Annotated in this window: 17 protein-coding genes; 9 read left to right on the top strand and 8 right to left on the bottom strand. The window is 67.9% G+C overall.

Annotated elements, in window-relative coordinates:
- Window positions 1–8: 8 nt before the first annotated feature.
- Window positions 9–440 carry a hypothetical protein gene (locus ACFRAH_RS14810; protein ID WP_377991663.1) on the bottom strand — a complete coding sequence of 144 codons (432 nt, stop codon included), beginning with the start codon at window positions 438–440 and terminating at the stop codon, window positions 9–11.
- Window positions 441–442: 2 nt separating this feature from the next.
- Window positions 443–700, bottom strand: coding sequence for a hypothetical protein (locus tag ACFRAH_RS14805; RefSeq protein WP_377991662.1), 258 nt, complete (start codon window positions 698–700; stop codon window positions 443–445).
- 652 nt (window positions 701–1352) lie between these two features.
- Here ACFRAH_RS14805 and ACFRAH_RS14800 point away from each other — a divergent pair.
- The 3 genes from ACFRAH_RS14800 (at window position 1353) to ACFRAH_RS14790 (ending at window position 2609) form a co-directional block, all read left to right on the top strand.
- Window positions 1353–1610 (top strand): hypothetical protein, encoded by a 258-nt coding sequence (locus ACFRAH_RS14800; protein ID WP_377991661.1) that lies wholly within the window; start codon window positions 1353–1355, stop codon window positions 1608–1610.
- Between the two features lie 173 nt (window positions 1611–1783).
- Window positions 1784–2152, top strand: a complete 369-nt coding sequence (locus tag ACFRAH_RS14795) for a VOC family protein (RefSeq protein ID WP_377991660.1) — start codon at window positions 1784–1786, stop codon at window positions 2150–2152.
- 46 nt (window positions 2153–2198) lie between these two features.
- Complete coding sequence (locus ACFRAH_RS14790; RefSeq protein ID WP_377991659.1) at window positions 2199–2609, top strand: VOC family protein; 411 nt, start codon at window positions 2199–2201, stop codon at window positions 2607–2609.
- Between the two features lie 76 nt (window positions 2610–2685).
- Here ACFRAH_RS14790 and ACFRAH_RS14785 read toward each other — a convergent pair whose 3' ends face one another.
- A complete protein-coding gene (locus tag ACFRAH_RS14785; RefSeq protein ID WP_377991658.1) occupies window positions 2686–4152 on the bottom strand; it encodes a sugar porter family MFS transporter in 1467 nt (488 codons plus the stop codon).
- Between the two features lie 141 nt (window positions 4153–4293).
- Between ACFRAH_RS14785 and ACFRAH_RS14780 the strand changes: the two genes are divergently transcribed.
- From ACFRAH_RS14780 to trxB, 3 genes are all read left to right on the top strand, one after another.
- Window positions 4294–5301, top strand: coding sequence for a LacI family DNA-binding transcriptional regulator (locus tag ACFRAH_RS14780; RefSeq protein WP_377991657.1), 1008 nt, complete (start codon window positions 4294–4296; stop codon window positions 5299–5301).
- 154 nt (window positions 5302–5455) lie between these two features.
- The gene (locus ACFRAH_RS14775; RefSeq protein WP_377991656.1) at window positions 5456–5890 is read left to right on the top strand and encodes an arsenate reductase ArsC; all 435 of its coding nucleotides are present in this window, start codon (window positions 5456–5458) and stop codon (window positions 5888–5890) included.
- Window positions 5891–5928: 38 nt separating this feature from the next.
- On the top strand, window positions 5929–6963 hold the full coding sequence (gene trxB, locus ACFRAH_RS14770) for a thioredoxin-disulfide reductase (RefSeq protein ID WP_377991655.1): 1035 nt from the start codon (window positions 5929–5931) through the stop codon (window positions 6961–6963).
- Window positions 6964–7314: 351 nt separating this feature from the next.
- Here the strand turns inward: trxB and ACFRAH_RS14765 are convergent, their stop codons facing one another.
- Both ACFRAH_RS14765 and ACFRAH_RS14760 read right to left on the bottom strand, forming a co-directional pair.
- Window positions 7315–8343, bottom strand: coding sequence for a hypothetical protein (locus ACFRAH_RS14765; protein ID WP_377991654.1), 1029 nt, complete (start codon window positions 8341–8343; stop codon window positions 7315–7317).
- Between the two features lie 180 nt (window positions 8344–8523).
- Window positions 8524–9564, bottom strand: a complete 1041-nt coding sequence (locus ACFRAH_RS14760) for an NAD(P)-dependent alcohol dehydrogenase (RefSeq protein WP_377991653.1) — start codon at window positions 9562–9564, stop codon at window positions 8524–8526.
- Window positions 9565–9865: 301 nt separating this feature from the next.
- Between ACFRAH_RS14760 and ACFRAH_RS14755 the strand changes: the two genes are divergently transcribed.
- The gene (locus tag ACFRAH_RS14755; RefSeq protein ID WP_377991652.1) at window positions 9866–10597 is read left to right on the top strand and encodes an SDR family NAD(P)-dependent oxidoreductase; all 732 of its coding nucleotides are present in this window, start codon (window positions 9866–9868) and stop codon (window positions 10595–10597) included.
- A gap of 42 nt (window positions 10598–10639) precedes the next feature.
- On the opposite strand, the gene ACFRAH_RS14750 is transcribed toward ACFRAH_RS14755, so the two are convergent.
- Both ACFRAH_RS14750 and ACFRAH_RS14745 read right to left on the bottom strand, forming a co-directional pair.
- A complete protein-coding gene (locus ACFRAH_RS14750) occupies window positions 10640–13270 on the bottom strand; it encodes a bifunctional lysylphosphatidylglycerol flippase/synthetase MprF (RefSeq protein ID WP_377991651.1) in 2631 nt (876 codons plus the stop codon).
- 125 nt (window positions 13271–13395) lie between these two features.
- Window positions 13396–14646, bottom strand: coding sequence for a multicopper oxidase domain-containing protein (locus tag ACFRAH_RS14745; RefSeq protein WP_377991650.1), 1251 nt, complete (start codon window positions 14644–14646; stop codon window positions 13396–13398).
- Window positions 14647–15004: 358 nt separating this feature from the next.
- On the opposite strand from ACFRAH_RS14745, the gene ACFRAH_RS14740 reads away from it, so the two are divergent.
- Window positions 15005–16693 (top strand): hypothetical protein, encoded by a 1689-nt coding sequence (locus ACFRAH_RS14740; RefSeq protein WP_377991649.1) that lies wholly within the window; start codon window positions 15005–15007, stop codon window positions 16691–16693.
- Window positions 16694–16706: 13 nt separating this feature from the next.
- Complete coding sequence (locus ACFRAH_RS14735) at window positions 16707–17183, top strand: hypothetical protein (protein ID WP_377991648.1); 477 nt, start codon at window positions 16707–16709, stop codon at window positions 17181–17183.
- Window positions 17184–17239: 56 nt separating this feature from the next.
- On the opposite strand, the gene ACFRAH_RS14730 is transcribed toward ACFRAH_RS14735, so the two are convergent.
- On the bottom strand, window positions 17240–17622 hold a 383-nt coding region (locus ACFRAH_RS14730; protein WP_377991647.1), incomplete at its 5' end, for a UDP binding domain-containing protein.

The raw sequence follows: 17622 nt of genomic DNA, 5'->3' as shown, positions 1-17622 counted from the left end.
CGATCCCCTCATTCGGGCAATTCCATTTGGAATCCGCATACACATCTGAGGACCCGGGTGGACAGATAGACATCCAGGGTGGTGTCGCCGGCTGCGCCTTCGGTGGACAGCGGCGCGGACAGTCTCCGCACCTCCGATCCTGCCTTGGCCATCGGTTGACCGCAGTGCATGTAGTGACCGCCGAAGATCAGCACGTCCCCTTTTTGCTCCCGGCGGCCCAGGACGGCCGAGAGGTCAGCCACCCGGGCGGGATGTTCGCTGAAGAGCCGGCACCGGCTGCAGGTATAGGCAACCATGACGACGTCGGTGGGGCAGTCCGGGATATCCGTCACCGATCTGATGATGAGGTGGCGGTCGCTGCCGCAGCGGCGGCACGTCACCGGCAGAACACGCGCTTCGCCGGCGCCGTCGGAACGGAAGCCGGGGGATCTGAGCGACACGGTCAGCCCGCGTACGGGAAGCTGGTGAGGATGTAATCGGCTGCGGCGCGTCCCTTCATCCGCCGCCTGGTGCCGCGGAGGTTGACGCGGCAGCGGCGCATGCCGGCCCGGAAGGACGAGTCGGGTTTGGGTGTCAGTCCTTGGATCAGGCACCAGCTCGTGTACAGCCCGTAAAGGCAGTCCGGCCCCAGCGGACTGTCGGTGTCGGGAGCAGGGGAGGTGGCGTCGTGAAGGAATTGCTGGAAATGCGAGGTGGCCATGGCAGGCTCTTTCCTCTGGGTGCAGAATGGCCGCCGGGAGGCTGCAGCGGCGTTACCTCGAGGCGGTGCACAACGCCCGAAGGGGTCCCCGCAGAATCACAGGGTTCCTGTATCGAACCTACCCTGCAGTAGGCAGGGTTGTACATAGGAGTCGTCGGAACCCGGGCGTGCGGTCCGCCGGCTCCGGGAGCCAAGTGCGGCCGCCTTCAAGGCATGCTTAGGGCGGCTGCTGCCGTCTCGCATGGTCGATCGCTGCCAGGGCGACGGCGGCGGCCGGGAAAGTAAGGGGAGCCAACGGCGCGTAGTAGCGTCCGGGGCTCCCGGGACCAAGCGGCGATCTCCGCAGGCCGGGGCTGTCCCCGGACCCGGCAACGCGGTGTGGGGCCGGCGGCGGACTGGGTTAGGCAGCCAGGTCCCGGAGGTGGACCAGGGGCCACCGCCGCCGGCCCTGCCAAGAGTCTGCGCCTCGGTCCTTGGAAGAACTTTGGAGTTCCTTGGGCCGTCACGGGAAAACGGGGGGTCCGCCGGTGGGCGTCCCCAGGGTGGTCCAGCCATTTCCCCAACACCGTCCATGATCCGCGCGCGTGAAATCGCAGGGCGTGTTACAGGCCACGTTCACGGCCTGTTCACCCCTAACTGGTTCCATAGATGCATGGACGCAAATGCTGGCAACAATCACGACGCCGACCTTCCGGCGGTGTGGGGAACACTGCCCCCGGGGCCAGGGCAGGTCCCGGGGGCGGAGGTCCGGAAGCCGGCCGGCTCAGCCCGGGCCGGTATTGCCGGCGGCGTGCCGCTTGATGGCTCGGTGGTCTTCGCATGGACCGACGGACAGTCTTCCCGCAGGCTGCACTTTGCCGGAGACCCCCTGATGGTCCTGCCGGAGCTCGACCACACGGACGCGTTCTAACGCGGGGCGCCGGGGGCGTCTGCATCACGCCGGTCCGGGGTTCCCGTGAATTTGTCGTGCGGCCGGGTTTTTGTCGGCGGGCTCTGGCAGAGTGCTGTCTGGGACGGCTCTGACCGGCCGCGAGTACCATCGAAGAATCATGGCCCGGAGGGTTCCGGAGACTGGAGCAGCACATGCAACTCGGCGCGTTCTCACTCAGTTTGGCCGTCAAGGACATCGAGGCATCCGCCGCGTTTTACGGGAAGCTGGGATTCACCAAGGCCGGGGGTGACGCCGCCCAGAACTGGCTGATCCTGCGGAACGGACAGACGGTGATCGGACTTTTCCAGGGCATGTTTGACAGGAACTCCCTGACGTTTAATCCGGGCTGGAACCAGGATGCAGAGCAGCTCGACTCGTTCACCGATGTCCGCGATCTCCAACGCGAGCTGAAGGAACAGGGAGTTCCCTTCATTGCCGAAGCCGGCGACGGCACAGGGCCTGCAAGCTTCATCCTGGTGGACCCCGACGGCAACCCGGTCATCGTGGATCAGCACGTCTGATCCTTGTTTGCTCTCGAAAGGTTTCCAACCAGAAGGAGAGATGGAAATGTCCAGCAACATCGAGGATCTGGCCAACGTCACGGATCTGGTCAGCGTCCGGTACATGGTGGACGACGTCGATGCCGCCGTCGGCTTCTACACGAAGCACCTCGGCTTCACCGTAAGAATGAGCGCGGCACCGGCGTTTGCCGACGTCGCCCGCGGCCAGCTGCGGCTCCTGCTGAGCGGGCCCACCAGTTCGGCCGGCAGGCCAATGCCGGACGGCGCGGTCCCGGCACCGGGCGGATGGAACCGTATCCATCTCGTCGTGAGTGACATCGCTGCCGAGGTGGACAGGCTGCGGGCCGCGGGCGTTCCGTTCCGGAACGACATCGTTAAGGGCCCGGGCGGCCAGCAGATCCTGCTGGAGGATCCGGCCGGAAACGTCGTCGAGCTCTTCCAGCCCGCCGGCACGTAAACACCGCAAACGCGGCAAGCCCCGCCTGCCGGATTCGGGTGGATCCGGCAGGCGGGGCTGCAGAGTTGGTGGGAGGTCAGTGCGCTGCGGTCGCCGGGGTCTTGTGCACCAGGTAGATGGCGCCGGTGGTGACGTCCTCCTCCAGTGCTTCGAGCGTGCGGCCGCGGGTTTCCGGGACCTGGGTGTAGATGAAGATGAGGGCCAGGATGCCCACCACGCCGAACATGAAGAACGTTCCGGTGATGCCCACTGATGCCACCAGGGACGGGAAGAACAGGCCCAGGATGGCGTTGGCGATCCAGAGGCAGAAGATGGAGACGCCGATCGCAAAGCCGCGGATGTGCAGCGGGAAGATCTCTGAGAGCATCACCCAGACGGCGATGTTGAGGAACGTCTGCATGGAGCCGACGAAGGCAACCACCAGGAAGAGGATCACGAAGGGCCGTGCCGGGTTGCCGACGGGCAGCGCGATGGAGGCGATGCCGATGAGGAAGTGGCAGATGGTGGTCAGTGTGAAGCCGAGGAGCAGGGTGGTGCGGCGGTTGACCCGCTGCATCATGGTGAGAGCGATGACGCCGCCGACGACGGCGATGACACCGGGGGCGATGTTGGCAATGAGGGCGGCGCCGGAGTCGAAGCCGGCCTCAACCAGCACGGACTGGCCGTAGTACATGATCGAGTTGATGCCGGTCAGCTGCTGTGCCACGCCCAGGCCGATGCCGACGAGCAGGATGCGCAGGATCCACTTGTTCCGCAGTGCGCCCCAGCCGGACAGGTTCATTTCCTTTTCCTCGTCGGCGAGGTGCTTGACGTCGGCCATTTCCGCTTCGGCGCGGTCGGCTGAGCGGATGGTCTTCAGGACGGCCAGTGCGTCCTGGTTGCGGCCCCGGGAGATGAGCCAGCGCGGGGATTCCGGCATCCGGAGCATGCCGAGGAACAGGGCAACGGCCGGTACCGCGGCCACCGCGAGCATGATGCGCCAGACACCGCCGAATTCGCCCCACAGGTTGCCGATGACGGCGTTGACGACGAAGGCCGCGAGCTGGCCGATGACGATCATGAGTTCATTGCGGCCGGCGAGCGAGCCGCGGATCTCATAGGGGGCCAGTTCGGCGAGGTACACCGGGACCACCGAGGAGGCGCCGCCGACGGCGAGGCCGAGGATGACACGGCCCAGCACCATCACCTCGAAGTTCGGCGCGAACACGCAGGACAGTGCGCCGACGAGGAACAGGATGGCCAGGAGGATGATGGTCTTGCGCCGGCCCCAGGCGTCGGAGAGCCGGCCGCCGGCCACGGCACCGGCCGCGGCGCCGAACAGCAGGGAGCTGGTCACGATGCCTTCGGTGATCGGGGTGAGGCCGAGGTCGGCCGTCATTGGCCGGAGCGCACCGTTGATGACGCCGGTGTCGTAGCCGAACAGCAGGCCGCCGAACGTTGCGACCGTGGCCACCATGCCGAGGCGCTTGCGGTGCGGCCCGTTGGTCAGTGGGGGAAGTGAGGGACTATGTGCGCCGTCGCGCTGGGCTTGGGTTGCAGACATCAGGACTTCCTTGTCTCAGTTTTGCGGGTCGTGTGCCCGCCGTCACACCCCAGACTAACGCGCGAAAGGCTTAAATGTAAGGTCAAACTTACAAATGATTTCTTAATTTTGTGCCGCTACCCGACATGGGAGGATGGCGACATGACTCTGCAGCGGCAGCACAGGCCGGCCACCCAGGCTGACGTTGCGCGCGAAGTCGGGGTTTCCCGCACGCTGGTTTCCTTCGCCTTCCGGGGCGCGGCGGGCGTCAGCGACGAGACCAAACAGGCGATCTTCGAGGCCGCCAAGCGTCTGGGGTACCGGCACAACGCAGCAGCCGCCGCGCTGGCAAGCAAGTCCCGGACCGCCGTCGGGCTTTACCTCCTGGACCTCCGCAACGAGGTCTACTCCGACGTCCTCAACGGCGTGCGGCTGGCACTGCCGCAGGCCCGCAACCGGCTCATCCTCAGCGTCTCGCGGTCGATTGGCGGCGTGGACCCGGGCGCGATGGACTCGCTCGTCGAGGCGCGGGTGGGGATCATCATCGCCGCGGCGCTGCTGGACCCCGACGCGCGGGTGCGGGAACTGGCCCAGACCACGCCGGTGGTCAGTGTCACGCGGCGGGTGGAGGGCGTGGACAGCGTGTATCCGGACGACGACGCCGGCGCGCGGGCCGCCGTCGAGCACCTCCTGGACCTCGGGCATACACGGATTGCGCACTTGGCCGGGCCGCCCTTTGAGGGCCATACCGTCCGGCAGGAGGTCTATGGGCAGATCATGCGGTCCGCCGGCCTGGCCCCGCAGACCGTGGCGGCCGCCGACTTCACGCAGGAGGCCGCGGAGCGTGCTGCTGCGGAACTCCTCGCCGGCCCGGACCGCCCCACGGCCGTGTTCGCGCACAACGACCAGTTCGCCCTCGGCGTCCGTGAAGCCGCGTACGCGCTGGGCCTGACGGTTCCCGGGGACCTGTCGCTGGTGGGCTACGACGATTCGCGGACGGCCCGGCTGCACGGCATCGACCTGACCTCCGTGGACCTTTATGCCGTGGAGCTCGGGAAAATTGCCGGCGGTGTCGCGCTGGAACGGCTCAATGATCCGGGCGCCCCCTTAGCGGACAGGTGCCTCACGCCGCGGCTGGTGGTCCGCAACTCCACGGCCCCGCTGCGGTGAGCCTTGGTGGAGTTTTTGTCCAGTTGTCGCGAGTTAAACACCCTCGAACTCGTGACAAGTGGACAAAAACTCCAGGCCCCTCGGACGCCCGGGCTCTTGATTGAACTGCCCGCTCTTGTTGCACTTGAGTACGCGCCAACTTCAGGAGACCGCCATGACCGCCGATCCAGCCAGGAAGCCCTCCGTCCTCTTCGTCTGCGTGCACAATGCCGGCAGGTCCCAGATGGCCGCGGGGTTCCTCACCAGCCTGTCCCGCGGAGCGATCGAGGTCCGTTCCGCTGGCTCGGAGCCGGCGTTCGAGGTGAACCCGTCGGCCGTCGATGCCATGGCCGAAGTCGGCGTTGATATATCCGCGGAGGTGCCGAAGGTCCTCACCACCGGGGCCCTGAAGGAGGCCGACGTCGTGATCACCATGGGCTGCGGCGACGAGTGCCCGGTGTTCCCCGGCAAGCGCTACGAGGACTGGGAGCTCGCCGACCCCGCCGGCAAGGGGATTGAATCCATCCGCCCCATCCGCGATCAGATCCGGACGCGCGTCGAGGCGCTGGTCACCGAGCTGCTGCCCGCCCGGCACGCCGACGCCCAGTAGCAGTTTCCCTGAATGAGCCCGAAGAGAAGGAGCCAGCAGTGAGCAAGAACGCCAAGCCCGAGGATGCCGCCACAGATGACGCCGGTAACGGGAAGGCCAGCACCGAACAGCTGATCATCGTCGGCTCCGGGCCCTCCGGCTACACGGCTGCGATTTATGCGGCCCGGGCAGGTCTGAAGCCGCTGGTCCTGGCTGGCTCGGTCACGGCCGGCGGAGCCTTGATGAACACCACCGAGGTGGAGAACTTCCCGGGCTTCCCGGAGGGTGTCCAGGGGCCGGAGCTGATGGACGGCCTGCAGCAGCAGGCGGAGAAATTTGGCGCTCAGGTGGTGTTCGACGACGCCACTTCCGTTCAGCTGAGGGGCCACCTTAAGCGTGTGGTCACCGGCGGCGGCGAGACGTACGAGGCCCCCGCCGTTATCCTGGCCACCGGCTCGGCGTACAAGGAACTCGGGCTGGCCGAGGAGAAGACGTACAGCGGCCACGGAGTCTCGTGGTGCGCCACCTGTGACGGGTTTTTCTTCCGCGACCAGGACATCATCGTGGTCGGCGGCGGCGATTCCGCGATGGAGGAGGCCACCTTCCTGACCCGCTTCGGGAAGTCCGTGACCGTCGTCGTCCGCAAGGGTGAGCTGCGCGCCTCCCGGATCATGGCGCAGCGTGCCAAGGACAACCCGAAGATCACCTTCGCGTGGAACTCGGCCGTCACGGCGATCCACGGCAACGGCAAGGTCAGCGGCGTCACCCTCACCGACACCCGCACGGGCGAAACCCGGCAGCAGCCCGCGACGGGGCTGTTCGTGGCGATCGGGCACGTGCCGCGCACCGAGCTGGTGTCCGGACAGGTGGAGCTCGACGGCGAGGGCTACATCAAGGTGGATGCGCCCACCACGTGCACCAACCTGAGTGGCGTGTTCGCCTGCGGGGACGCCGTGGACCACCGCTACCGCCAGGCCATCACCGCCGCCGGCACCGGGTGCGCGGCGGCTCTCGACGCGGAACGCTACCTCGCCGCGCTGGAGGATGCGGACAGCATCGCCACGGCCCTGGTCGAGGAACCCACCCACGCCTGAGTTCCCGTTTCACTTGGGAGATTTAAAGGGACGGCGGCGGCTGGGGGGGGTCGCCCTGGTCTCAGACAGGCGACACCGCCGCCGGCCCAGCCCCGGTGGTCGGTTTAATTATCGTCCTGCCTTTGCCGAAAGAGTAGTGGGAGCGGGCGCTCGCATACCCCCAAAACTGGTGGCTTGGGGCAACGGCTTGGCGGCGGCCTCCGGTTTTCTCCAAGTCCGGACGCCCAGAATCGAGAGGCTCCCGACGGCGGGCCGCGCCTGTCCGGCGCCGGGGCAGGGTAGCCGGACCCGTCAGCATTCCCCCCAAATCCGCCGGATCCGGCTGCCGCACCTGTTCCGCCTTTGCAGGAGTCAGATGAATTTCCGTACCCGGGCCCAGCCCGGATCATAGGTGTGGGTCACCTGGACGTACGCCCGGGAGCGGGCAAAGCGGTCGAAGGCGTCCCGCCCGTTCTGGTCTTCAGAGTCGCTGTAGTAGTGCAGGGCGCGAAGCCCGTTGGACGTTTCTGAGGACACCAGCATGCCGCGGGTCCCGAGGACGGATTCCAGGTCCTGCTCGAGGTGAAGAAGCCCGATCAGTGCCTCCCCGTCGGGCAGTGCGTCACCGCCGGTCCGCCGGTAGCTGATCCGGACGGCGGTGTGCAGGTCCAGCAGCGGGTGGTCGACCCACCGCAAGGGCCGCAGGGTGCAGACAATCACCCTGTGCCCGGCGGAGGTTGTCGCCTCCCGCATCGTCCACCGGGGCTCCGGGTTCCGGGTTGCCACTTCCCGGATGAAGTCGGTGACGACGGCGGCTGGCTGGCTGTCGCGCGGAACTGTCCGGGTCACGTTGACGGCGCCAACCCAACGCTGGACATCGTCCTCCCCGAGGAGCCAGTCCACCAGGAGGCGGGCCGTCTGACGGCAGCCGTTGGTGCCCATCTTCTTGAAAGCCGGGTGGAAAACGGTGAGTTCCGCCAGGGCACGGCGTTCGTCCCAGTCCACCTGGATCCGGGCCAGACCCAGATCCACCGGTTGCTCCAGACCCTCAAGGGTCGCATCGGGCATGTCCGGCTGCGGCTGCCTGGCCGCGGCGAATTCCCACGTTTCCGTGGGCGGGGGAGCTGCCCTGCGCCACCGCTCGGCCAGGACCCGCAGCCGGGGATCTCCGCCGCCGGAGACGCAGAGCCGGTGCCGCGAACGGGCGCCCGGGCCGGTCTCCCATCTGAGCTCGGGGTGGATCGCCATCACCATGGCGCTGATCATTTCCGGGAGGTCGCCGTACACGCCGGTCACCACAGCCGCCGTGATCAGCCCGGCGCCCGCTACCGACCACCACCGCCAGAAGGCACCCACGGCTTCCGTCTCCGCCGGGCCGCTCCATCGCTGCACCAACTCCATCGGACCTCCTCGTGCTGGTGTTCGCGCTCCGATCCTGTTGAAGGATGGTGCAGCAGCAGGCTCAAGAAGAAGGCACGGTAGCCGCAGGTTTCCCGCAGGAGTTCGCGGACTGCCCGGGCCGGAACGCCGACGGCGGCCCGCCCCCTTAAGGGAACGGCCCGCCGTCGTGCGTTTTTCGCCTTAGAACGTGGCGGTGTCAATCACGAAGCGGTAGCGCACGTCCGAAGCGAGGACGCGCTCGTAGGCTTCGTTGATCTTGCTGGCCGGGATGACCTCGATCTCAGCGCCGAGGCCGTGCTCGGCGCAGAAGTCGAGCATCTCCTGGGTTTCGCGGATGCCGCCGATCATGGAACCGGCGAAGGCCCGGCGTCCGCCGATGAGCGCGAACGCGTTGACCGGGAGCGGCTCGGCCGGGGCGCCGACGTTGACCAGGGTGCCGTCCAGGGACAGCAGCTGCAGGTAGGAGCTGATGTCGATCGAGGCGCTGACCGTGTTGATGATCAGGTCGAAGCTGCCGGCGAGGGCTTCGAACGTGCCGGCGTCGCTCGTGGCGAAGTAGTGGTCGGCGCCCAGGCGGAGGCCGTCTTCCTGCTTCTTGAGGGACTGGGAAAGGACGGTGACCTCGGCGCCCATGGCGTGGGCGAGCTTGACGGCCATGTGGCCCAGTCCGCCGAGGCCGACGACGGCGACCTTCTTCCCGGGGCCGGCGCCCCAGTGGCGCAGCGGGGAGTACGTGGTGATGCCGGCGCACAGCAGGGGAGCTGCGACGTCGAGCTCGATGCCGTCCGGGATGGTGACGACGAAGTCCTCGACCACCACCACGTGGGTGGAGTAGCCGCCCTGGGTGATGGTGCCGTCGCGGTCGACGGCGCCGTAGGTGCCGACCATTCCCTTGAGGCAGTACTGTTCCTCGCCGGCGAGGCAGTTGGCGCACTCCTTGCAGGAGTTGACCATGCAGCCGACGCCCACCCGGTCGCCAACCTTGTGCCGGGTCACCTCGGATCCCACCTCGGTGACGATGCCGGCGATCTCGTGGCCGGGGGCGAGCGGATACTGCTGCGGTCCCCAGTCGCCGCGGACGGTGTGGATGTCGGAGTGGCAGATGCCGGCGTACTTGATTTCGATGAGGACGTCGCGCGGACCGACGTCGCGGCGTTCGATGGTGGTGGGGATGAGGTCCTCGGACGCGGACGGCGCGGCGTAAGCGTTGACGGTAGGCATGGTTCTCCTGTGTATCGGTGTCGGTGGAACGGGCCGCGGATGAAAATCATCTACTGGCCTCATCGCGGTGGCGTGAGGCGGGCCCTGCCGTAAGGGGTAACGGCGGGACGCCCAAATCTCTTCCCTCCCGTCCGCGGCAATTTCCGGCCGGCGTACGGAAGGGGACCCGTTCACATATCCACCGTACGGTCCTGTGCTGACAGCGTGGGAGTTCCTGCCAGTACCTCCCAGCCGACGGGTGCCGCCTTTAGTGTTGATCAGGCGGCCGGATAGGCGGAAAGCGCGGAACGGAGCACACAGGTTGGCGAGGATTTTCATCACCGGTTCTGCCGGCGGGCTCGGGCTGAATGCCGCCAGGGCGCTGATGCAGCAGGGCCATGATGTGGTGCTGCACGCCAGGAATTCGTTCCGCCTCGCGGATGCGGGCTTGTTGCGGGAGCGGGCCGCGGGGGCCGTCGTCGGGAATCTTGCCGACTTCGACGAGACGGTGCGGGTGGCGGAACAGGCGGGCCGGTACGGCCCGTTCGACGCCGTCATCCATAACGCCGGGGTGTACAGCGGCAGCGAGGTCTTGGCGGTGAACACCGTTGCGCCGTACGTCCTGACCGCGCTGTTGGCCCGGCCGCGCCGCCTCGTGTACCTCAGCAGCGGCATGCACCGCTCCGGCACACCCGACCTTCAGGGAATCGACTGGACGGACGCGGCGAGGCGCTCCGGGGCCTACTCGGACAGCAAGCTTTATGTCACGGCGCTCGCGGCCGCTGTGGCCAGCCGCTGGCCGGACGTCGAAAGCAACGCCGTTGACCCGGGCTGGGTGCCCACCCGGATGGGCGGACGGGGCGCACCCGATGACCTGGAGCTGGGGCACGTCACGCAGGTGTGGCTCGCCACGCATTCCGGCGGGGACCGCGAGTCCGGAGGGTACTGGTTCCACCAGCAGCGCCGGGAGCCGCATCCGGCCGTGAAGGACCCGGGGTTCCAGGCTGAACTGCTCGAGGCGCTGGAGCGGCACACGGGCATCGCGCTGCGGTAGCGCCCGCCCGCTCGTCGAAGCCGGTCTTCCGGGAGGGAGAGGTCAGCGGCGGGTGAGGAGGCCCCGCACCAGTGTGAGGCCCTGGCCCAGGTTGATCGAGGGCAGGTACGCCCGGGTGATGGCGTTGGCGATCGCGGGCAGGGCGGCCGCGTCCGGATAGAGCAGGTACATGGGCACGTAGTCGGGCTTGAACTTCGCCTTGAACGCCAGCAGGGACCGGAACCCGTACACCGGTTCGAGCGCGGCCCCGAGCCAGTCGAGCATCCGGTCCAGGGCGCCGCTCGCGTCGGCAGCGCCGGGCGCGCCGGCGGGCGCGCCGCCCGCGCCGGCGGGCGCACCGCCCTCACCGCCGAAGGAACCGGCAACCCCGCCCGCCGGCGGGGAAACCGAAGGCACCCGTGCCAGCGGCGCCCCGGACAGGCTCATGAACTCGCATCCCTCGTCCTGCAGGCTCAGCGCGGCCGACGCGATGAGGAAGTCGATGCTCGCCCGGAAACCGTCGCCGCGCCGCCGCATGAAGTCGAGCGTCCAGCCCACCACGTATCCGTTCCGGTACACCGGCAGCCACGACGCCACGGCATGGACGGTGTGGTCGGCATCGATCGCCAGCAGGCAGCGGACCTCGGGGTCGTCCAGCTCATCCAGGCTGCCCAGCGTGAAGCCCATCTCCGGGACCTTCTTGTCCGCCACCCACTCCTCGGAAATCGCCTCGATCTGGGCCTGCACGGCGATCGGCGCCTGGGCAAACGTGGTCCACTCGGCGCGGACGCCTGCTTTGCCCGCCCGGTTCAGCGCGGTGCGGATGTCCTGGAATTTCTTGCCGCGGAAGGACACCTCGTCCAGCCGCAGCACGGTCTCCTGCGCCACCTGCACGGAGCCCCAGCCCAGCGAGGTCCCCAGGGCGCGCAGCGATTCGGGCACGAAGTAGAAGCACGGCGTCCACCCGCTGAGCCGGCAGTGCCGGGCGAACTCCGTGAACGCGGCCTCCCGGCCGGCGGCCGGACCCACGGGCGGGCCGAGGGCCACGGCCACCCCGTTGAGCACGCGGTACGCAATGAAGCTCGGGCCGCTGAACCAGTAGCTGTTCCCGCTCCACGTGGTCATCCAGGAGAGCGAGCCGCCGCCGTGCGCCTTGAGGATGCGCCGGGCCCGCTCCTCGTCCGCGCTGTGCCGGCCGTGCGCCGGACGCAGGAAGGTCCGCAGCAGCAGGGCTCCGGTCCACGCCCAGAACACGACGCCGATGCTTTCGTAAAGCACGACGGCGGCGGTGCTTTCGGGGAAGAACGCCGGTGAGCGGTCCACCAGGAAGCCGAGTGGAAGGAACCTGTCCGGGACGTCGGCCAGAAGCTGCAGCAGGCCCGGCGCCGGGGTGAAACCGGAGGCCAAAAGGAGTCCCAGGCCCACGTAAACGAGGCTCAGCAGAACCAGGGCAACCGCAACCCGGCGCGCCAGCCGCAGGTACGTTCCCCGCGGGGCCCGCACCGGGAACAGGTTCCGGCCGGCCAGCAGGAGAAGCGTCAGGAGGACGGGCAGGAGCATCGGCAGCACCAGGCTGAGCGGGTGTGAATAGCCGGACAGCTCGATCCCGCCCACACCCTCGCGGTCGGATGACGCCGTACCGGGCGGCGGCAGCAGGACGCCGGCAATAGTCACGGCGGCGAGCAGGGACAAAGAGGCCTGGATCAGCAGCGCACCGGCCCACGCGAACCGCCGTCCGCGCCGCAGGCCGTCCGCCAGCAGCAGCAGCAGGAACGACGGCAGGATGGCCATGAAGATTCCGCCCGCCCCGGCCCGCAGCTGCAGCTGGGCGGCGGCGCAGTCCCTGAGGTCGGCCGGGCGCGAGCAGGACGCCTGCAGGGCCGCGGGGTCCACGGGCTGGATGTTGGTGAACAGGTACTTGAGAACGGAGAGGGGTCCGACGGCGTGCGGCGCAAGTCCCGCAACCACCGGCCCGACCGCCGCGACCGTCAGGAGCAGCGCCACCAGGATCCGGGCCTCGTGCCGGGAGACGGCGGGCCGCCCAAAGCGCGGCCGGCGGCCCTGCAGCACGGGACCCAGCAGCCCTCCGGCCGCTGCGGCGCCGAGCCGGACGAGGTCCTCGAAGCCTCCCGCGTACATCGCAAACAGCAGGAGCACCGCGAGGAGAACAACGCGGATACGGCGCCGCCACAGGGTGGAAAGAGCCGCCGTCGCAGCCATTGCAGCCGCGCAGGCCAGGGCACTCGGCCCCAGAAAGAAATGCCCGCTCAGGTCACGGATCCAGCTGCCCATCAGGCCGCGGGCCGCGGCAAGGAACCCGAGCGTGGCCAGGATTCCCAGCAACTGGCCGAAGAGTCCGGCAACAGTGAAACGCAGCGATCCCAGCCGTCTCTCCAAAGGGAGCCCGGCGAGCATGACCGCCAGCGTGCCCACCAAGTATCCGGCCAGGTCCCGCTCCCAGAACGCGGAGAGCAGCAGGGCCCACCAGTGATCCGGCATGGAGTGCGAGGTCGCCGCAACGTGGGGCAGCAAGAACGGAGGCGGCCCGGTCCGGACGCTGCCTGACACCAAGCCGGCGGTCCAGAAGAGAACAACGAAAATGAGGGTGGCGGGGGAGCCGCGAAGTACCCGGCCCCATCCCGCGGGCTTCCGGTTGCCGGAGAGTGACTGCTGTCCCTGGTCCGGCTGCCGCATGGGTGAATGGCTCCTTTCAAAGGGCTATTCGATTGTTCCACAGGCGGAGGCCCAACTGACTCACAGTTGTTGTCGTTTCAGCACTCAGAACGACGTCTTCTGCGAGTCAGTCGGGCCAGAAGTACCTAGTGGCCCGCGGTGTGGACCGGGGCAGCCTCCGTCACAGTGCCCTCGGTGCCGTCGGCGTTGAGGACGCGGTATCGGGTGATCATCCCGGCGCTGATGTGGTCATTGACGTGGCAGTGGAACAGCCAAGTGCCCACGTCATCCGGGATCATGTCCGCCACCACCATGCTGGCCGGCAGCAGGTTCACGACGTCGGTCCGCATGCCGAGCGCCGTCACCGTGTTCCCATGCCAGTGCGGGGTGTGCAGGTCCACCTCGGTGCCCATGCCCATCAGGTACCACCGCACGTGCTCGCCCTTCTTCATGGTCATGGTTTCAATCGGCTGGTTGCCGAAGACATAGCCGTTGATGCCGTGCATCATGTTGCTCTCCTGGAAGCCCTCGTCGTCCGTCTTCACGGTGGAAGGCTTGCCCGTGAATCTGTCGATGTTCTTCTGCAGATAGGGGCTGTTGTTTTCATTGCTGACCTTGAACTGCAGGAAGAACTCGCGGTCGACGTCGTTCGGGGTACCGTCCGGGCGGGCGTTGCTGGCCCTGGTGATCACCATGGGTCCGACCAGTCCGGAGTAGTCGTCCGCCACCTCGTCCGTGTGGGAGTGGTACATCCACATCACGGAGCTGCCGTCCATGGGGCCGGGGCCGGCCCGCTCGGGCACCTCGTAGGTGTAGGTATAGGTGGCACCGGGGGCCACGCCGTCGTCGTTCTTCGCCGCTCCGGACGTGCCGTCCGCGTACGGGGCGCCCTCGCTGCCCTTGTCGTAGAACACGCCGTGGACGTGGATCGACGCCGGCCGGTCGAGGTTGTTCTTGAAGACCACCTTGATCGTGTCCCCGACGACGCCGCGGATCACCGGGCCCTGGAACCCCAGGTGCTCTTCTGCCGGTGTGCGCTGCTTGAGGGTCTTGAAGCTGGCGTCGGTGTAGGCCCGGTAGAGGGACTTGATGTAGGTGCTGCCGATCCGGTTCGGCCCCTGCTTGGTGAACACCGAGGCTTCCTCGTCGAACGGTTCGCCGGTTATCTGGTTCTTGCCCGTGGGCGCGTAGTTCCACTCCGCCTCATCCGCGGCGATGTAGTAGGTGCGGGTCTGCGGCACGTAGGTGACAGCGGTGCTGACCCTGGCGGTGGCACCGGATGCAAAAAACATCGGTGCAAGCGCGGCCAGAATCCCCAGCAGAATGGTGCCGATCACCCACGCCGGCCGGGCGGTTTGAGACCGTAGCCGCACCCTGACCAGTCCATTGTTCTCCATGGTGTTCCTCCCCCTGAATTGGTTGCCTGCCGCAACGGCTGGCTTGATGCACAGGAAGCTATGGGCACCCGCTTGGGAATTTCTTGGGGGCCCCAGGCTGGTGGGTGGACCACCACCCGGCTGCCGGAGAAGCAAGAATGCCGCAGGGTTTTCCCAACCGGCCAGGGAGATGGTTGGTCCCGGCAACCAAATGTTGCCTTTGCTGCCCCGGCAAAAAGAACGTCCGACGTCGGCCCGCACCACGCGCGGGCCACGCACCGAGCCTGTCACCACCGCATTTTCACGCACCCTCATGAGCGCAGGACCCCGGTCCTGCACGTCTCGCCCAGGAACAACGGCACCTCCGAAAGGACCAGCCATGAGGACCAACGTTCGGCCCAAAACACTCAGGAAGCTCACCATTCTCTGCGCCGCCGCCGGCCTGATCGCCACCGGCGGCGTGGGAACCGCCCTGGCCAAAGGCGGTGGCGGCGGTACGGCCAAGCCGCCCAAGGGGATCGTCTCCCCGTGGGTGGTGCCCACGCTTCCCACGCCCGCCTTCTCCGTGGCAGCCGCCCAGCTGCACGGCTTCGACGACACCGGCCTGGCCCGTAACGCCACCGTCGACGGCGGGGCCTGCCCCGCCGCGGACCCGGCCGACTTCGGCGGTTCCGTCACCATCAACGGCGTCGTCGTCACCATTCCCTGCAACCTCATCGTCCAGATGCCCGCCAACACCCTGACCTGGGCGGATTTCGTCCACGGCACCGGCGGCAGCGCGCCGCTGGCAACGGATGGCCTGGAGTTGCGGGCCGTGGGCAACATGGTGGGAACGAAGCACGTCGCCGGCCTGGCCTTCGTCTCGCAGCAGTCGGCGAACACCGGCCGCGGCGAAATCACGGGCATCGACTACGCCAACGGCGCCCTGAAGGTCGCCAACGCGGCCGGCGGCACCGTGACCGTGCAGCTGAACGACCCCAAGATCGCCGGACTCAAAGACAGCGCGGGAGCGGACACCGGCCGGTTCAGCAACGGCCAGTCACCGGACAACCGCTTCAGCGTGGACCAGGACAACCCCACCGTGCACGCCGCCACCGGCTACCCCATGTGCGTCCCGCGCACGGACCCCGGCGTGAAGGACGATCCCCTCTGCCCGCAGAAGAACAGGCCGCTCGCCCCGGGCTGCCGCAACTTCAGCATCGCCGGCGTTGCCCTGCCTGCCAGCGGCGAACTTCCCGCCCCGGCACCCGGACAGAAGTACTGCTCGCAGTATGTGATGCCGGCGTTCACCGGCCTCCCGACGACGGGCCCGGACGCGTCACAGCAGGCACCGTTTGAGATCGGCGACTACGTGGACTACTCGGGCACGCTCATCCACGGCACCGAGGACTACATCTCGGCCCACACCGTGGAGGCCAACCTCGGCATCTACACCCAGCCCGGCAGCCAGCCCAGCTACCTGGCCATTGGCGAGTTCGGCGTCGGCACCGCGGACCCGCTGGCCACGGCGGCCAACGGCGCCGCCCAGGAAACCCAGGACCGCATCTTCCTTGAAGCGGAGACCACCGACGTCAAGACCGCCGTCGACATCTACTACGAGGACCACAACCCCGACGGCACCGTCCGCAACCGCTGGATCACGCCGTTTGAGATGACAGGCGAGAACGGCGTTCCCATCAGCGGCCCTACCGGCGGCATCACCACGCAGAACACCGGGGCGCAGCCGCAGCGGGCCCGCCTGCGTGCCACCAAGGCGCCCAACGGCCTGCTCAGCCAGCCCGACCGGACGGTCCGGGTGGGTGTGCGCAGCCTGTGCCTGCCGACGCCGGTGAACGTGAGCACCACCACGATCAACCAGGCCGCCCTGGACAACTGCTTCAAGAACGCCCCGACCCGGGCCAACGGGCTCCAGCCGGGGCAGTACATCGCGCCGGTGTTCGAGTACATCTTCCCGGAGAACGTGATGCCGGGCGATCCGATTGTGCCCAACGACCTCTGGCACCTGCCCTTCCTGGTGAACGGTGAGGGCACGGGCAACACGGCGGCACTGGTGCCGTCGCCGTGGTGACATTCCAGCTCAGATGAGACATCCATTGGCTCTGTGGCGGGGACTCGCTTCGGCGGTCCTCGCCACGGCCGTGCTCGCCGGCTGCAGCCCGGCGCCGCCCGTTGTTAAGGAAAGTACGACGGCGGGCGCGCCGCCCGCCCAGGACGGCGGCCGGCGTCGTGGTTCAGACGGTGACGGCGAAGGGGGAGAGGGTGCCCGCACGGTCCGCGCCCTGCCTGCGGACTGGCCGGCCGATGTTCCCGTTCCGCCCGGGCAGCTTCAGGGTTCGGGCGGCACCGCCGGGGCGCGGACGGTGCTGCTCACGGTGCCGGGCGGAGCGGACGAGGTGCTCGCGGCGGCCGAAGTGTTCTATGAGTCGAACGGCTTCAGCAAGACCGGGAGCGGCCAGCTGAGTAAGGGGCCGTACACGGTGGTGATGGTGGCCAGGAACCGGGACCACTCGGCGGCGCAGACGGACCTGACCATCTCATTGGAGTTTTTGTCCAGATAATCGGACTTCCGAGGCCTCCAGCGGCCAATATCTGTACAAAAACTCCGAACCGCGGGTCAGTGCGTCATAAGCGGTGCCTGGGCAGGCGCAGGGACCGGCGCCGGCAGTTTGCTGGGGGCGCCGAGGGCGCGGTAGTCCCAGCCGGCGGCGCGGTAGGCGTCGGCGTCGAGGGCGTGGCGGCCGTCGACGATGTTGCGGAGCTGGACGAGGTTGCCGAGGGTGGTGGGGTTGGCGTGGCGGAATTCGTCCCATTCGGTGAGGAGGGCGACGATTTCGGCTCCGGTGACTGCGGCTTCCAAGGACGCGGCGTAGCTGAGGTCGGGGTAGGTGCGGCGGGCGTTGTTCATGGCTTTGGGGTCGTAGACGGTGACGGTTGCTCCGGCTTGGTGGAGCATGCGGGCGACGTCGAGGGCGGGGGCGTCGCGGATGTCGTCGGAGT

This window comes from Arthrobacter sp. NPDC056727 (assembly GCF_042790555.1).
Classification (GTDB): domain Bacteria; phylum Actinomycetota; class Actinomycetes; order Actinomycetales; family Micrococcaceae; genus Arthrobacter.
Note: the sequence above shows the minus strand (reverse complement) of the source record. Positions and strands in the feature narration are given on the sequence as shown.

Bases quoted from the DNA above. Each gene is read 5' to 3' on its own strand.
- ACFRAH_RS14805 (WP_377991662.1), bottom strand. From the start codon at position 700: ATGGCCACCTCGCATTTCCAGCAATTCCTTCACGACGCCACCTCCCCT.
- ACFRAH_RS14800 (WP_377991661.1), top strand. From the start codon at position 1,353: ATGGACGCAAATGCTGGCAACAATCACGACGCCGACCTTCCGGCGGTG.
- ACFRAH_RS14795 (WP_377991660.1), top strand. From the start codon at position 1,784: ATGCAACTCGGCGCGTTCTCACTCAGTTTGGCCGTCAAGGACATCGAG.
- ACFRAH_RS14790 (WP_377991659.1), top strand. From the start codon at position 2,199: ATGTCCAGCAACATCGAGGATCTGGCCAACGTCACGGATCTGGTCAGC.
- ACFRAH_RS14785 (WP_377991658.1), bottom strand. From the start codon at position 4,152: ATGTCTGCAACCCAAGCCCAGCGCGACGGCGCACATAGTCCCTCACTT.
- ACFRAH_RS14780 (WP_377991657.1), top strand. From the start codon at position 4,294: ATGACTCTGCAGCGGCAGCACAGGCCGGCCACCCAGGCTGACGTTGCG.
- ACFRAH_RS14775 (WP_377991656.1), top strand. From the start codon at position 5,456: ATGACCGCCGATCCAGCCAGGAAGCCCTCCGTCCTCTTCGTCTGCGTG.
- ACFRAH_RS14765 (WP_377991654.1), bottom strand. From the start codon at position 8,343: ATGGAGTTGGTGCAGCGATGGAGCGGCCCGGCGGAGACGGAAGCCGTG.
- ACFRAH_RS14760 (WP_377991653.1), bottom strand. From the start codon at position 9,564: ATGCCTACCGTCAACGCTTACGCCGCGCCGTCCGCGTCCGAGGACCTC.
- ACFRAH_RS14750 (WP_377991651.1), bottom strand. From the start codon at position 13,270: ATGCGGCAGCCGGACCAGGGACAGCAGTCACTCTCCGGCAACCGGAAG.
- ACFRAH_RS14745 (WP_377991650.1), bottom strand. From the start codon at position 14,646: ATGGAGAACAATGGACTGGTCAGGGTGCGGCTACGGTCTCAAACCGCC.
- ACFRAH_RS14740 (WP_377991649.1), top strand. From the start codon at position 15,005: ATGAGGACCAACGTTCGGCCCAAAACACTCAGGAAGCTCACCATTCTC.
- ACFRAH_RS14735 (WP_377991648.1), top strand. From the start codon at position 16,707: ATGAGACATCCATTGGCTCTGTGGCGGGGACTCGCTTCGGCGGTCCTC.